This window comes from Janthinobacterium sp. P210005 (assembly GCF_036231865.1).
Classification (GTDB): domain Bacteria; phylum Pseudomonadota; class Gammaproteobacteria; order Burkholderiales; family Burkholderiaceae_D; genus Janthinobacterium; species Janthinobacterium kumbetense.
The window spans coordinates 116,176-131,815 of the sequence record NZ_JAZARC010000008.1 but is presented as its reverse complement, the minus strand read 5'-3'; the positions used below and the strand labels follow the sequence as shown (position 1 = coordinate 131,815).

Genomic DNA, 15,640 nt, shown 5'->3' with positions numbered 1-15,640 from the left:
TGGCTAGACTATTTTTAAGCCTGGAGCCAGCTAAGGAGGTTCGGAATTGCGCACGCGGAAAAGCGGGGTGCAGTCATCCTAAAGCTTCCCTTCGCTGGCATTATCCAGATCAGGTTCGGAGGGTATTTCTCACCCGCGCTTGCACCGTGTTTCCACAGCGAAAGGCAGGACCCCTAGCGTTTGCCGCCTTGCGGCAGCGAGCCAATTATACGCGGTTCGCGCCGCGTGGCCAGATGATTTCTTGCAGGTGTCGTCTTTGCGCATCTGCTGCATTGCAACAGACGGCAGCGCGCTTATTTCTTCTTGCCCCAGCGCCAGCTGGTCGGTTCGCCCTTCAGCTGGCAGATGAAAATGAGCACGGCAACGATGGCCACTTCATAGACGATGTAGCCGACCAGCATGGTTTGCGGGGGGAACAGGAAGGCGCCGCAGGCGAACAGTGCCAGCGCGGCCAGGAACACCAGCCAGCCCTGCCAGGTGATGGGCAAGCCCCAGCCCCAGCCATAGGTCTTGGCGGGGAACCAGTAGGAGGGAGATTTGTCAGTCATGATTTTTCCTCGTCTGTATCGATGGCGCCCAGTATAAATCAGGCACTGCGATGGCGCTCCGTGACATCGAGGCCGATGCCGCGGTAGCCGATGAAGCGGCTGCCCGTGTCGAACATCGGTTCGCCGCTCACCTGCAGATACTGCGTGCTGCCGTCGAGGTTGGCGCGGCTGTAGATAAAGTCGAGAAACGGTTCCCTTGCGGCAATCTTGGCGTCGAGCAAGGCGCGTTCGGCCGCGTTCCAGCGCTGCGGCTCTTCCTCGCTGCCGATGCCCAGCATTTCAGCCACGGGACCGGAAAAGCGCGTCAAGTTGCCCTGCGCATCCTGCTCCCAGTACCAGTCGGACGACAGTTCCGTGAAGCGCTGGAAGCGCGCTTCGCTTTCGCGCAGCTCCGCCGTGCGCACTTCCACCATCTGTTCCAGCGACTTGTTGTATTCGGCCAGCTTTTGGTACAGCAATCGCACTTCCAGCATGTTGTGGATGCGCGTCTTGACTTCCACCAGGTCGAAGGGCTTGCTGACGAAATCCTTGGCGCCCGCCTGCAGCGCGCGCAGCTTGTGGCCCGGCTGGGCCGTGATGACCAGCACGGGCAGATAGCTGCCCGCCTCGAGGTCGCGCAAGCCTTCCATGACTTCAAAACCATCCATTTCCGGCATCTGCAAGTCGAGCAGGATCAGGTCGTAGCGGTGCTGCTGGTGCAGCGCGCGCACGGCTTGCGGGTCCATGGTGGAGGTGATGCGCGTATAGCCGGCATTGCGCAGCACCTGTTCCAGCAGCATGACGTTGGCCTCCTGGTCATCGACGATGAGGATGCTGGCGTTCAGGATCTCGGTGGCTTGAAGCATGGCGGTATTCCTAAAAATAAATGCTGAATTAGCGTACTGCATGAGTGTCGTCGGCCAGGCCGTGCGCGGCCGCGTGGTGCAGGGCCACGTCGAGCGCATCCATGAATTCGACGACCTTGATCGGCTTGGTCAGGTAACGGAAGAAGCCCGCTTCCAGGCCTTTTTCGATGTCGCGCGGCACGGCGTTGGCCGACAGGGCCATCACGGGAATATGTTTCGTGAGCGGATCGTCGTGCAGGATATGCAGAGCGCCATAGCCGCTGATGCCGGGCAGGTTGATATCCATCAAGATCACGTCCGGTTGATACGTGCGCGCCAGGTCGATGCCCAGGTGCGCATCGATGGCCGTCAGCAGCTTCAAGTCGCTGCGGCGGGCGATCAATTGCTCGACCAGCGCCAGGTTGGCGGGATTGTCTTCCACGTACAGCAAGGTGCGCTGGCTTTCCTGCGCCTCCTGCGCCTGCGGCAGCGCGTCGCCGTCGCCCAGCATCAGTGCCGGCGCGCTGCTGGCGGCCAGCTCGAACCAGAAGGTGGTGCCCACGCCGACCGTGCTGTCGACGCCGATGGTGCCGCCCATCAATTCAATCAGCTGCTTGGTGACGACGAGGCCGATGCCCGTGCCCTCTTCCGTGCTGTTTTCCTGTCCCAGGCGGTTGAAAGGCTGGAACAACTGCGCCACCTGCCCCGCATCGAGGCCGGCGCCGCTGTCGCGCACGCTGACGCGCACCTTGGCGCCGCGCTGGCTGCAGTCGACGGTGACGGAACCGCCGCCCTGGTTGTATTTGATGGCGTTCGACAACAGGTTGATCATCACCTGTTTTACGCGCGTGCGGTCCGCATGCACGAAGTAGGCTTCGCCGCAGCGGGGGAAATGCAGGCTGATGCCGCGTTTTTCCGCCTGCGGCGCGATCATCGCCTGGCAATCCTGCAGCACGTCGAGCAGGGACATCGCTTCCTGCGACAACGTCACCTTGCCCGATTCGATCATGGCCAGGTCGAGGATTTCATTGATCAAGCGCAAGAGATACCAGCCGCCCTTGAGGATCTGTTCGATCGAGCGCTGCTGCGGCACGGTGGGCGGTGGCACGTCGGACGCCATCAGCTGCGCAAAGCCCAGCACGGCATTCAGGGGCGTGCGCAATTCGTGGCTCATGCTCGACAAGAATTCGGACTTGGCGCGGTTGGCCTTTTCCGCCACCAGGCGCGCCTTCTTCAATTCGGCATTATTGGTCTCGACGAGCGAGCGCGTGTACGCCTGCTGTTCGCGCAGGCGCTGGTCCAGCAGCGCCTGTTCCGCCTCGACCTGCTTGCGTGCCGTATTGTCGGTGCCGATCAGCAAGTAGCCGATGACCTTGCTCTGCGCATCGCGCAAGGCCGTCACGGAAACGATGGCGGGGAAGCGGCTGCCATCGTTGCGGATGTAGGTCAGTTCATAGATGTCTTCGATGCCGCGCGTGGCCTTGAAGACGAGCGCTTCCACGCCCGGCGTGATGACGGTGTCGAGTTCGGCGCTGAGGGCGGCCGCGCGCGCGACGATTTCTTGCGCATCGGAAATGCCGGCCGGCGTCAGCTTGTCGACCACGTCGCTCGCCGCATAACCGAGCATGCGTTCGGCGCCCACATTGAAAATCTGGATCACGCCCTGCGCATCGGTGGCGATGCACGAGAAATTGGCGCTGTTGAAGATCGCATCCTGCAAGGCGCCCGCCTTGAGCAGCTGGCGCGGCAGGCTGGCCGCCACCGTGCGCCGGTACAGCGCCACGAGCAGCATCAGCAGCAAGAAGACCAACGCGTCGATGACGCAAGCCGTCTCGAACGGCGCGCGCCAGGCCAGCACGCCGACGGCCAGCAGCGCGACGGCGCTGAAGGAAAACGCCAGCGCCATGGGCCAGCGCGACGGTGCGCGCGGGGGAATGTTTTCGACAGATTGCATGAGGTAGCCCGGGCTATGACAACGATAAGAATACGAGGCAGTGCGGTCTTCAGGAAGCCTGGCGCTGGCGCACGTCCGACAGCAGGCGCGCAAATTCCTTTTTGACCACGCCATAGCATTCGCACACATGGCCTTCGAGGCCGGCGCGGTCCAGCACGGAAATATGGCCGCGCCGGTAGCTGATGAAGCCGCGCTGCTGCAGGCGCCCGGCCGCTTCCGTCACGCCTTCGCGGCGCACGCCCAGCATGTTGGCAATCAACTCCTGCGTCATGGTCAGCTCGCGGTTCGGCAAGCGGTCCATGGTCAGCAGCAGCCAGCGGCACAGCTGCTGCTCCACCGTATGGTGGCGGTTGCACACGGCCGTCTGCGACATTTGCGTGATCAGCGCCTGCGTATAGCGCAGCAGCAAACGCATGACGGGCCCCGCGCGGTCGAACTCTTCCATCAGCAAATGCGCCTTCAGCCGGTAGCCGACGCCGCCCGTCTGCACGACGGCGCGGCTCGGTGTCGAGTTGCCACCCATAAACAGCGACACGCCCACGACGCCTTCATTGCCGACACCGGCAATTTCCGACGAACCGCCGTTTTCCAGCAGGTAATGAATGGAAACGATGGCCGTGGTGGGAAAATACACATGCTGCAGCTTGTCGCCCGAATCGTAGATCACGTCGCCGAGCAGCATCGACACTTGCTCCAGGTACGGGGCCAGGCGCGCGAAATCGGCGTCGAGCATGGCGGCGAGCAAATGGTTTTGATTCGGGTTGTGCAGCTGGGCATGCGGACTCGACATGGGCAGGTTTCCTGGTTTCCAGTCGTCAGCTAGGGGATCGATGAAAGGCGTCCGAACGAGGGCCGCCATGTGGTGCAGCGTAACACAGCGCTGGCACGGTGCCCCGACTATATTTCTTGCCGGCATGGCCGTCCGTTCGGTAGCGAACGGACGGTATTTCGCCGCCCGCCCTACAGTCAGTCACTGCCCGGCCTGCCTGATCATGGATCGGCACCGGCGCTGCCACGGGACGTCACCATGCAATCATTCTTCAAGCGCATCTCCATTTCCGTTTCCACTTCGGCCCTGCTCACCCTGGCGTTCGGACTGTGTCTGACGGCCCTGTGCTACGCCTCGGCGCGCCAGATCGAGTCGGAAAGCACCCGGCTGCTGCTGCAGTACCACGCCAGCGCGCACACCTTGGGCGCCGCCCTGCTGCCGGCCAAAGGCATGGGTCTGGACGCCAACCACCGCGGCTCGCTGTATGTGCTGCTGGGCGGTCTGCTGTCGAGCCTGCTGGCGGCCGCGTATGTGTATCAGTTGGTGTCGCGCAATTCCGTGATTGCCCGCATCACGGGCGAACGCACGGCGGCGCTGCAGTTTGCCAATTTGCGCCTGTCCGAAGACATCGCCGCGCGCATGCACAATGAAAAGTCGCTGCGGCTGCGCGAACGCATCATCGAAGTATCGGCCAATGCCATCATCCTGTGCAGCGCCGACGCGCCCGGCTACCTGATCGAATACGTCAACCCCGCCTTCGAACGCATCACCGGCTATGCGGCCGGCGAAGTCATCGGCCAGCGTCTGGAAGACTTGCAAGGTCCCGAGCAAGGGCGGCAAGACATGCACGCCATTACGGCGGCCCTGCGCGAACAGCGCGAAGGCAAGGCCATCGTGCGCAATTTCCGCAAGGATGGCAGCTGCTACTGGAGCGAGCTGTTCGTCGCTCCCGTGCGCGACGATGGCGATGGCCCCGTCAGCCACTTTGTCGTAGCGCAATACGACATCAGCACCGTCATGCGTTTCGAACAGGAACTGGAATTTCAGGCCAGGCACGATATCCTGACGGGCCTGGCCAACCGGGCCCTGCTGCGCGAAAGGCTGGAGCAGGCGATGGCCGTGACGCGGCGCAGCGGCCTGCCCCTGTGGGTGGTTTTCATCGACCTCGACCGTTTTAAATTCGTCAACGATACCCTGGGCCACGATGCGGGCGACCTGGTGCTGAAAAGCGTGGCCGAGCGCCTGCGCGACGCGACGCGCGAAGTCGACACCGTGGCGCGCCTGGGCGGCGACGAATTCGTGCTGCTGTTGCCCCAGCATGGCAATGGCGAACCGGGCGTGGCCATCCTGCAGCGCATCCAGGACGCCGTGACGCAACCGCTGCAACTGGGCGAATATGAATTTTTCCTCAGCTGCTGCATGGGCGTGGCCGTGTATCCCGACGATGGCGACGATGCCGACACGCTGATCAAGCACGCCGACATCGCCATGTACCGCGCGAAGGAACAGGGACGGGGCCACTGGCAATTCTATGCCGCGAGCATGAATACGGGCACCCTGGAACGGCTGGGACTGGAGAGCGAGTTGCGCCACGCCCTGGAGCGGGGGCAATTCCACCTCGAATACCAGCCCCAGCTGGACCTGGCCAGCGGCACGGTGGTGGGCATGGAAGCGCTGCTGCGCTGGACCCACCCGCAGCTGGGACGGATTCCGCCGGCCAGCTTCATCGGCCTGGCCGAGGAAATGGGCTTGATCACGCCCATCGGCGACTGGGTGCTGCGCACGGCATGCGCCCAGGCGCGCGCCTGGCAGCTGGCCGGCCATGGCCCGCTGCGCCTGGCCGTCAACCTGTCGGCGAGGCAATTCAAGCAAAAGAATCTGCTGCACGCGGTGGCGCAAGCGCTGGCGGACACGGGACTCGCCGCGGCCCATCTGGAACTGGAATTGACGGAAAGCATGGTCATGCATGACGTGGATCAAGCCACGGTCATCATGGCCAAGCTGAAGGGACTGGGCGTGCAACTGTCTATCGATGACTTCGGCACCGGCTATTCCAGCCTGGCCTATCTGCGCCACTTCCCCATCGACGTATTGAAAATCGACAAAACCTTCGTCAGCGACATCACGCACAGCATGGACGACGCGGCCATCGTGCGCGCCATCATTTCGCTGGCGCACAGCCTGCGCCTGAAAGTGATCGCCGAAGGCGTGGAAACGGCGCAGCAGCTGGACTTCCTGCGCCAGCACGGCTGCGACCAGATGCAGGGCTATTTGTTCAGCCGCCCCCTGGCCGCCGCCGCTTTCGAGACATTGCTGCTCGAAGGCAACATGCTGCCCGCTTAAAACGCGTGGCGCAAGCCGATGTTGAAGGCGCGGTTGCCGCTGCCCACTTCCGTTGCATTGCCCACCATGTAGGCAGCGTCGTTGCGGTTGCGGATATGCGCGTAGGCAACATACACCTTGCTGCGCTTGGACAAGGCATACGTGGCGCCGATGGCCAGCTGCTGCGCGTCGCGGTTGGCCGCATCGCGGTCATCCTTGCGCACATACGAGGCCAGCAGGGTCGTCGCACCGAGCGGCACGGAGACGCCGACGATGGCGTCGCGGCTGTCGGTGGACTGGGCCGGCGCCTGCGCCGCGCCGTACGGATTTTCCGCAAAGAACATGCTGCTGCCATCGCCCGTGTTGCGGCCATAGCCGGCAAACGCCGTGGCCACGCCAAAGTTGTAATTGCCGGCCAGAATGGTGTTATTCACGTCGGCCTTGCCCGGCTCGCCGGCACGGCTCTGGCGCGCCAGGCGCAAGGTCAGGGGACCGTTGACATAACCCAATGCCAGGCCCAGCGAACGTTGATCTGCCGCAATCCCCGTGTGCTCGCCGGCACCATACATGACGGTGCCCGTCACGCCGCGCCATTCCGGCGAGGTGTAGCGCACGGTATTGTCGATGCGCGTGGCCGAATAGCCGGCCAGGTTGGTCGCCGCGCCGGCCAGGCCGCCCTCGAACGGATCGGCCACGTCGGTCAGCGCCTGGCTTTGCAGGTTGTACTGGCGGCCCACGGTCAGCATGCCCAGCGGGCTGTCGATGCCGACAAACGCCTGGCGGCCGAACAATTGCCCCGCCTGGTCGGAGCGGCCCGAGTCGCTCAGGACGCCCGCTTCCAGGGTGAACACGGCGTGCAAGCCATTGCCCAGGGATTCCGTGCCGCGCACGCCCAGGCGCGAGCCGGCCGATACGCCGCTGGTGAGCTTGCTGACGCCGCCTTCCTGCACCAGGCCCGCATCCATCAAGCCATACATGGTGACTGACGACGGGGTGACTGACGACGGGCCGGCGGACGACTGGGCGTGGGCGGCAGGCAAGGCGCCCAGGGTGGCGATGGTCGAAACGAGGCCGACACTGATCGAGAGTTTTTTCATGCTGGTTTCCTTGTAAAGGCAAAACCGGGAAAGCGCGCGGCCATGGCGCGGCCACAGGCGTCAAGGCGCGCCGTAGTTACATGCCGTATCGAAAGACGACGGGCCAGATAACAACATTCCTGGCTAAGCTGTGGCGGCGCGGCCGATAAAGACGATGGCGCACGGTATTCCGCCGTGAATGGTGCACCGCTGGCGGTGCGCGTGGCTCAGGCGCCCGGCCCGAAGGGGACGCGCTGAAGGTGGCTGGCATCGCGGATGCGCTGGCCTTGAGACGCGGGCGCGTGTTGGATATGAAACGTTGATACAACCGCGTCTGCTGGCGCCGTCCGCAAGGATGAGGCAGGAGGCGCCGAGGCCGGCATTATAGCATCGGCAGCGCCTTGATCCCCGTTCTGTTGCAGTAAAACGACTCGCCAGGCCGCCAAAACACGGGCTTACGGCCCCCTCCCGATGCCGGGACGGTCGCCCTGCCCAGGCGACGGCCGCGCTTACTTCACCTTGTCGTACGACAGCATTTGCCCGTCGCGATTCCAGGCCAGCTGGCCCTCCTCTATGCCGATGACGGCGTGGAAATCGCGCATGCCCGGGCGCGGCGGATACAGCGCAAAACGCAACAGACCTTGCCGGGCCGGCAGCGCCACCGTGGCGATGCCCGCTTCCGGATGGGACAGCACCAGATGCCGTAGCGGCCCGCCAAACGGCACCTGCCACGGCTGCTTGCCGCTGACGCCTTTGGCAAACGCGGGCGCGTCGCCCAGCGCCGCCAGGCCGATATCGGCTACGGCCTCGTCGCGATACTCGACGATGATGCGGGCCGGGCCGGTGGTGGCGTCGCCCGGGCGCGGCGGCAACAACGCAAATGGCGCATCGGGCGATGCCCCATCGCCCTGCAGCAGCAACTCGCCGTCCAGCACCGACCAGCGCCCCTGCGCAGCTTGCTCATCGACGCCATACACCATCCCGTAGCTGAAACGCCCGTCGGCGCGCAGGACGATCTGCGACGCGACCTCGGTCTTGCGCCCCAGCGCATAGCGCCCCGGCAAACGCCGTTGCAGCGCCAGGTCGGCAGCCTTGTCCTTGTGTACGGGCGCGGCCGCAACCGCGGCCGGCGGCACCCGCCAGCCGCCGGCCGCCAGGATGGCCAGCATGTCGTCGCGCCCTGCGGCGCGCAGCGCGCTCCAGTCCTGCGGCGAGAGTTGCCGCAGGCCGCCGGCCAGGCGCGGCAGGCGCGCGGCAAAGCGCTGGCCCAGCCAGCCGGCCAGTATGCCCCCCGGCTCGTCGGCAAAGGCGGTGATCAGGCGCGGCGCCATGGCGTGCTCGCACTGTTGCGGCGCGGTGGCAAAACCCTGCTGGAGCAGCAAGTTCCAGTACGCGTCGGATGCGTTCATGACGATGTTGACCAGGTTCGACGTGTCCGGCAGGCACACCTTGTCCAGCGGCAGCGTCGAGCCGCGCGTGACGAGGGCCAGCATATCGGCGTCGAGGCTGGCGGCAGCCAGGTCCAGCGCGCCGCCCCATGCGTGCCCCGTGCTGTCATCGATCCGCGCGCCGCGCGCGATGAACAGGCGCATGGCCTCGGTCTCGCCGCTGACGATGGCTTGCTCCAGCGCACTCTTCTGATTGGCGCCGCGCCAGTTCGGGTCCAGTCCCAGGTCCAGCAGAGGCGGCAGCAGATCGCCGCGCCGCGCCCGCAGCGCCTGGCGCAGCACCGCCGCATCGCCCGGCGCGCGCCGCACGCCGTCGGCGCGCCGCAACATGCCGTGCTCCAGCAACAGTGGCGCCAGTGCGCGCTGCGGCGAGGCCACGGCGAGCATGGCGGCGTTATTGCTCAACTGGCTGGCCGGCAAGCCTGCCGCCAGCATCAGGCGTACCCGTTCGACGCCGGCCGCATCGCGCACGGAACGCAGCGCCTCGTCCAGCGGCGACCACTTGAGGTCTGCTGGCGGCTGGCGCGCCGCGACAGCGGCCAGCAACAAGGTCAGCACCGAATTGCTTTCCGGCGTCGGCTTCAGTTTCAGCGCCGTCCTCAAGACGGGGAATTCCCCGCCCAGCGGATCGGCGCCCAGGTCCAGCAGCAGCTTGACCATTGCCGCATCGCCATTTTCGACGGCCGCGAGCAAGGGGGGACGATAGCCGTCGCTGACGACGGGCGCGCCCATCGCGGCCAGGCGGGCGACCCAGTCGGGCCGCTGGCTACGCACGGCATGCCACAGCAGCGTCTCCGTTTCCAGGTGCAGCGTATCGAGCGTCGTCAGTTTTCTCATGTGCAACCCTTCGGCTGCGGGGCCGACTTGCACCCACGGCATGCCGGGCATCACCAACTGGCGCAGCACGTCCTCGGACGCCGGTTGGTGCTGGTACATGGCGCGCATCGCGGCATCGAGCCAGCGGTCATTGCCTTTTGCATCATGCCGGGGCACGCGCTGCTTGAGCCAGTCCAGCGCGCCGGCGTTGCCCGCTTCGGCGGCGTAGGCGTACAGCGACTTGCCCTTGTCGTCGATCTCGGGCGTGGTGCCGGTGGCCAGCATTTTATCGAGCACTTCGGTGCCGCGCGTCAGGCCCAGCAAGCGGCTCCATAGCACGTCATCGGCCTGCGGCCGTTCGGCAGGCCGCGCCGCGCCGTCTTTCGTCTTCTGTGCCTGGCGCAGCTCTGCCATGCGCTGGTCGCCCACCAGATACGGCAGGCCGGAACCCGCGTCCAGCAAGGCGATCATGTTCGCCGTACGCTCATCCGCGTCGAGCAATTCCGGCAGAGTGTCCGCAGCTTCCTGCTGCAGTGCGTATTCCAGCGGCGCCAGCGTGTCGTTTCCGGCGCCATAGTGCCGGACGTCGGCGCCATGGGCCAGCAACAGGCGCACCATCGCGGCATTGCCATACATGGCCGCCAGATGCAGGGGCGCGACGCTCCTGCCCCCAGTGCCTTCATCGACCGGCACGCCGCGCTGCAACAGCAGCGTCATCATGCGCAACCTGGCCGGCAGCAGCGCGGCGTGCCGCTCGCGTTGCGCCTCGCGGTGCGCCCGCCGCTGCATCTGTTGCAGCAACTCATCGTCCAGACGCGGTTGCGCCTTCTGCCACGCCTGTTCCGCTTCGACCAGGCTGTACGCGGGCAAGATCAAGACGTGCAGCAAGGTATTCTCGCCGCTCCGGTAGGCACCCGGCGAGGCGACGCCGGCCAGCAGCTTGCCGAAAGCGGCTTCATCGCCCTCGCTGGCGGCGTCGAACAGCGCTCGCACCTCGGGCGTCGGCGGCAGCTTGTCGCGCGCCTCGCGCACATAATGGATCACCCGTTCCATGCCGTGCACGGTAAGCTGCGGCAGCGGCATGCCCACCTTCCACGCCCGCGCCAGCTGGTCCGCCTCGGCGTTTTGCGCCGCGTTCATCGCCTTTGCCCAGCCGGCCACGGCGGCGGCGGCCCCCGCTTCCCCGCCCGCCGCCGCCAGCTGGCTCAGCATGGAAGCGAGCACATAGTCCTGCGGCACGCCCCGATCCAGGCCGTACACCGTGGCCAGCTGCAGCTGGGCCTTGGCGTTGCCGCTTTCGGCCGCCTTGCGCAGCCAGCGGGCGGCCTCCTTTTCATCCAGGCCGTCTGCCCCGTTGCAGCACAGCATACCCAGCTGGTAGGCGGCGTCCATGTCGCCGCCCTCGGCGGCGCGGCGGTACCAGTCCTGCGGCGAGCGCCGTCCCGTCTGCGACGTCGCCGGCAGGGACGCGCCGCGCTTCCAGCGGCCGGCCAGGCGCACGGCCTCGTCGACCTGGTCCGGCGACATCGCGCGGCGGCGCGCCGGCAGATACGTCTCCAGCTCGGCCGCGCCCTTCCATTTCTTGTCTTGCAGCGCCAGCAGTCTGAGCGCATACGACACCACCTTGTCGGCCGGCACGCCTTCGCCCCGTTCATACATTTGCGCCAGTTGCGCCATCGGTTCGCCAGCGCCCTGCGACGCCAGACTGCGCAGCCAGGGCAGCGCGCGCGCCGGATTGCGCAGGCTGCCCGACCAGCTCGTATACAGGGAAACCAGTGCCTCCTGCGCAACGCGATCGCCGCCCTTGGCCGCCAGCAGATACCAGCGCCCGGCTTCGGCATCGCTGCGCGCCACGTCCGCACATCGCTCCTCGCCCAGGTAGATATCGCCGAGAACCTTTTGCGCCTTGATATTGCCGCCCAGTGCCGGTCCCCGCAATTGCGCCACGGCATCGATGCAACGCCCGCGCTGGAAAGCCGCCATTCCCTCAGGTACGCCGGCGCATGCTTCCCCGGCAGCCAACCCGGCGCCGAGCACGGCCAATTGCCACAATTTCTTCATGATCTTCTGGACTTTCAAATAATGTTGCAAAGATGATAGCTTAGAAAAAATACAATGAAGCAATATTGCTCAATCGTGCGCGGCTTTTCGGGTCATCCAAGGCCGCTATTTGCTGCGCATGCTTTATGCACCCCTTATAATGGTTCCTTTTGCCAATCACACGCCAAATCATGGAATTAGCCAAGTCTTTCGAGCCCGCCGACATTGAACAATTCTGGCGCACCGAGTGGGAACAGCGCGGTTACTTCACCGCCACCCTCGATGCCGGAAAACCTTCCTTCAGCATCCAGTTGCCGCCGCCGAACGTCACCGGCACCCTGCACATGGGCCATGCGTTCAACCAGACCATCATGGATGGCCTGACCCGCTACCACCGCATGCTGGGCCACAACACGGCCTGGATTCCCGGCACCGACCACGCGGGCATCGCCACGCAAATCGTCGTGCAACGCCAACTGGACGCGCAAAAGATTTCGCGCCATGACCTGGGCCGCGAGAAATTCGTGGAAAAAGTGTGGGAATGGAAAGAAAAATCCGGTTCCATCATCACCGGACAGATGCGCCGTCTGGGCGCCTCGGCCGACTGGCAGCGCGAATACTTCACGATGGATGAACCGCGCTCGAAAGTCGTCACCGACGTCTTCGTGCGCCTGTTCGAACAAGGCTTGATCTACCGCGGCAAGCGCCTCGTCAACTGGGACCCCGTGCTGGGCACGGCTGTGTCCGACCTGGAAGTAGTGTCCGAGGAAGAAGACGGTTCCATGTGGTACATCAAGTACCCGCTGGCCGACGGCAGCGGTTTCCTGACGGTGGCCACCACCCGTCCTGAAACCATGCTGGGCGACGTGGCCGTGGCCGTCGATCCGACGGACGAGCGCTACACGGCGCTGGTGGGCAAGATGCTGAAACTGCCGCTGACGGACCGCGAAATCCCCATCATCGCCGACGAATACGTCGACAAGGAATTCGGCACGGGCTGCGTGAAGATTACGCCTGCGCACGACATGAACGATTACGCCGTGGGCCAACGCCACAAGCTGGCGCAAATCGTCATCCTGACCCTGGATGCGAAGATCACGGACGACGCGCCAGCAGCGTACCGCGGCATGGACCGCTTCGCCGCGCGCAAGCAGATCGTCGCCGACCTGGACGCGCAAGGCTTGCTGGAACAGGTCAAGCCCCACAAGCTGATGGTGCCGCGCGGCGACCGCACGGGCGTCGTCATCGAGCCGATGCTGACGGACCAGTGGTTTGTCGCCATGAGCAAGCCGGCCCCGGAAGGCACTTTCTTCCCAGGCAAGTCGATCGCGGAAACGGCGCTGGACAAGGTCGCCAACGGCGAAATCAAGTTCGTGCCGGAAAACTGGAGCACCACCTACAACCAGTGGCTCAACAACATCCAGGACTGGTGCATCTCGCGCCAGCTGTGGTGGGGCCATCAAATCCCGGCGTGGTACGACGACGCCGGCAATATCTTTGTTGCGAAAACGCAAGCCGAAGCGGAAGCCAAGGCGCTGGCCGCCGGCAGCACGGGCCCCTTGAAGCGCGACGACGACGTGCTCGACACGTGGTTCTCGTCGGCGCTGGTGCCGTTCTCGACCATGGGTTGGCCTGAAGAAACCCCGGACATGAAGGCCTTCCTGCCGTCGTCCGTGCTGGTGACGGGTTTCGACATCATCTTCTTCTGGGTCGCGCGCATGGTCATGATGACGGCGCACTTCACGGGCAAGGTGCCGTTTGAAACCGTCTACGTGCACGGCCTCGTGCGCGATTCGACGGGGCAAAAGATGTCCAAGTCGAAGGGCAACACGCTGGACCCGATCGACTTGATCGACGGCATCGACCTGGAAGGCTTGATCGTCAAGCGCACCACGGGCCTGATGAACCCGCGCGACGCGGAAAAGATCACCAAGGCCACGCGCAAGGAATTCCCGGAAGGCATTTCGGCCTACGGCACGGACGCCGTGCGCTTCACCATGGCCAGCTATGCATCGCTGGGCCGCAACATCAATTTCGACCTGGGCCGCTGCGAAGGCTACCGCAACTTCTGCAACAAGATGTGGAACGCCACCCGTTTCGTCATGATGAACACGGAAGGCAAGGATTGCACGGCAAATGATGTTGATCTGTCGCAAGCGGACAAGTGGATTATTTCCCTGCTGCAAAAAGCGGAACTGGACGTGGCCAAGGGCTTCGAAGACTTCCGTTTCGACAATATCGCCGCATCGATCTACAAATTCGTGTGGGACGAGTATTGTGACTGGTACCTGGAAGTCGCCAAGGTGCAAGTACAGCAAGGTACGGAAGGCCAGCAGCGCGCCACCCGCCACACCCTGCTGCGCGTGCTGGAAGTGGTGCTGCGCCTGGCCCATCCGATCATCCCCTTCGTCACGGAAGCCCTGTGGCAGACAGTGGCGCCACTGGCCGGCAAGACGCTCAAGCCGGAGGGCGATTCGATCATGATGCAGCCGTATCCGATCGCCAACACCGACAAGATCGATGAATCGGCCGAAGCGTGGATGCAGCAGCTGAAAGCCTTGACGGACGCGACGCGCAACCTGCGCGGCGAAATGCAGATCTCGCCATCCGTGCGCGTGCCGCTGATCGTCGAGGCAGGCAATGCCAGCGAGAAAGAAGCGCTGGCGTCGTACGCACCGTACATCCAGTCGCTGGGCAAGCTGGCCGAAGTGCAGATCGTCGATGCATTGCCGGACTCGCCTGCGGCCGTCGCCATCGTCGGCACCACCAAGCTGATGCTGAAAGTGGAAATCGACGTGGCCGCCGAACGCGAGCGCCTGGGCAAGGAAATCGCCCGCATCGAAGCGGAAATTGCCAAGGTCAACAGCAAGTTGGGCAATGAAAGTTTCGTCGCGCGCGCCCCTGCCGCCATCGTTGCGCAAGAAAACGAGCGTTTGCTCAGTTTTTCGGCGACAATTGAAAAACTGCGCGAACAGTTTGCTAAACTAGCCAGCGCATAAGGCAAGTTTGGAAGGATTGCGCGGCGTCATCCGTGACGCCGCGCAGGATGGCTGGTCTTGCCTTGGTATATACACTGTTCGTGACCCGATCAAAAAAACCATTGGAGACTAGCAATGCATAAAATTTTCAAAGCAAGCGTCACAGCAAGCATCATGATGGCCGCCCTGGCCATCGCCGGCAGCGCCGCCGCGCGCGACGGCAACTACACCCCCGTCGGCACGTGGAAAACCATCGACGACGCCAGCGGCAAGCCGAAATCCCTCGTCGTCATCACGGAAAGCAACGGCGTCTTGCAAGGCAAGATCGAAAAGCTGTTCCGCGGCCCGAATGAAGAGCAAAATCCCAAGTGCGACAAGTGCACGGGCGCCAACAAGGACCAGCCCATCATCGGCCTGGTGATCCTGTCCGGCCTGAAATATGACGGCAAGGAATGGACGGGCGGCGAAATCACGGATCCGGCCAGCGGCAAGGTCTACAAGAGCAAGGCCGAGCTGATCGAAGGCGGCACCAAGCTGCAAGTGCGCGGCTATGTCGGCGTGCCGATGTTTGGCCGCTCGCAAACGTGGGTGCGCGAAGAGTAATCAACGCACGCCCTGCCCTGATGAAGCCGGCCCTGCGCCGGCTTTTTTGTGCCCTCCCCCTGCGGCAAACCTGTTGTTTTCCAGTCCGAATTGCTCGCATTCCCGCGTATTTCCACGTGCGGGCAAGCTATGCGCGCCACCGAACATACTTGAAGTTTCCTAAATGAAATAGTGCATGCCTGTGACGCCATCGCCCTGTAGCGAAAGGCGGCATGGCTCTGCCGGATGACCTCATCCGCGGATGCCCGGCAATGACTGCCAT

General features: G+C 64.2%; 9 protein-coding genes and 1 riboswitch. Of the genes, 3 read left to right on the top strand and 6 right to left on the bottom strand.

Annotation, left to right across the window (positions count from 1 at the left end; all coding sequences use genetic code 11):
- Positions 1-69 precede the first annotated feature (69 nt).
- Positions 70-185, bottom strand: a riboswitch (TPP riboswitch).
- 108 nt (positions 186-293) lie between these two features.
- From VPH40_RS26015 to VPH40_RS26000, 4 genes are read right to left on the bottom strand one after another with little or no spacing between them, the layout of a single operon-like run.
- The gene (locus VPH40_RS26015) at positions 294-548 is read right to left on the bottom strand and encodes a hypothetical protein (protein WP_077399591.1); all 255 of its coding nucleotides are present in this window, start codon (positions 546-548) and stop codon (positions 294-296) included.
- Between the two features lie 38 nt (positions 549-586).
- Entirely contained in the window at positions 587-1,393 is an 807-nt protein-coding gene (locus VPH40_RS26010; protein WP_099665502.1) for a response regulator, read from the bottom strand.
- Between the two features lie 28 nt (positions 1,394-1,421).
- Positions 1,422-3,326 (bottom strand): hybrid sensor histidine kinase/response regulator, encoded by a 1,905-nt coding sequence (locus VPH40_RS26005; RefSeq protein ID WP_257218745.1) that lies wholly within the window; start codon positions 3,324-3,326, stop codon positions 1,422-1,424.
- A 49-nt stretch (positions 3,327-3,375) separates the two neighbouring features.
- Positions 3,376-4,116 carry a Crp/Fnr family transcriptional regulator gene (locus VPH40_RS26000; RefSeq protein ID WP_289906795.1) on the bottom strand — a complete coding sequence of 247 codons (741 nt, stop codon included), beginning with the start codon at positions 4,114-4,116 and terminating at the stop codon, positions 3,376-3,378.
- A 237-nt stretch (positions 4,117-4,353) separates the two neighbouring features.
- On the opposite strand from VPH40_RS26000, the gene VPH40_RS25995 reads away from it, so the two are divergent.
- Positions 4,354-6,438, top strand: a complete 2,085-nt coding sequence (locus VPH40_RS25995) for a putative bifunctional diguanylate cyclase/phosphodiesterase (RefSeq protein WP_305061029.1) — start codon at positions 4,354-4,356, stop codon at positions 6,436-6,438.
- Here VPH40_RS25995 and VPH40_RS25990 read toward each other — a convergent pair.
- Together VPH40_RS25990 and VPH40_RS25985 are read right to left on the bottom strand one after the other, a co-directional pair.
- Entirely contained in the window at positions 6,435-7,514 is a 1,080-nt protein-coding gene (locus VPH40_RS25990) for a porin (protein WP_328574887.1), read from the bottom strand. The two genes, VPH40_RS25995 and VPH40_RS25990, sit on opposite strands and share 4 nt — an antisense overlap.
- A 488-nt stretch (positions 7,515-8,002) precedes the next feature.
- Positions 8,003-11,818 (bottom strand): ankyrin repeat domain-containing protein, encoded by a 3,816-nt coding sequence (locus VPH40_RS25985; protein WP_328574886.1) that lies wholly within the window; start codon positions 11,816-11,818, stop codon positions 8,003-8,005.
- A gap of 170 nt (positions 11,819-11,988) precedes the next feature.
- Between VPH40_RS25985 and VPH40_RS25980 the strand changes: the two genes are divergently transcribed.
- Together VPH40_RS25980 and VPH40_RS25975 are read left to right on the top strand one after the other, a co-directional pair.
- Entirely contained in the window at positions 11,989-14,796 is a 2,808-nt protein-coding gene (locus VPH40_RS25980; protein WP_305057786.1) for a valine--tRNA ligase, read from the top strand.
- A gap of 114 nt (positions 14,797-14,910) precedes the next feature.
- Positions 14,911-15,378, top strand: a complete 468-nt coding sequence (locus VPH40_RS25975) for a DUF2147 domain-containing protein (protein WP_099665508.1) — start codon at positions 14,911-14,913, stop codon at positions 15,376-15,378.
- Positions 15,379-15,640 lie beyond the last annotated feature (262 nt).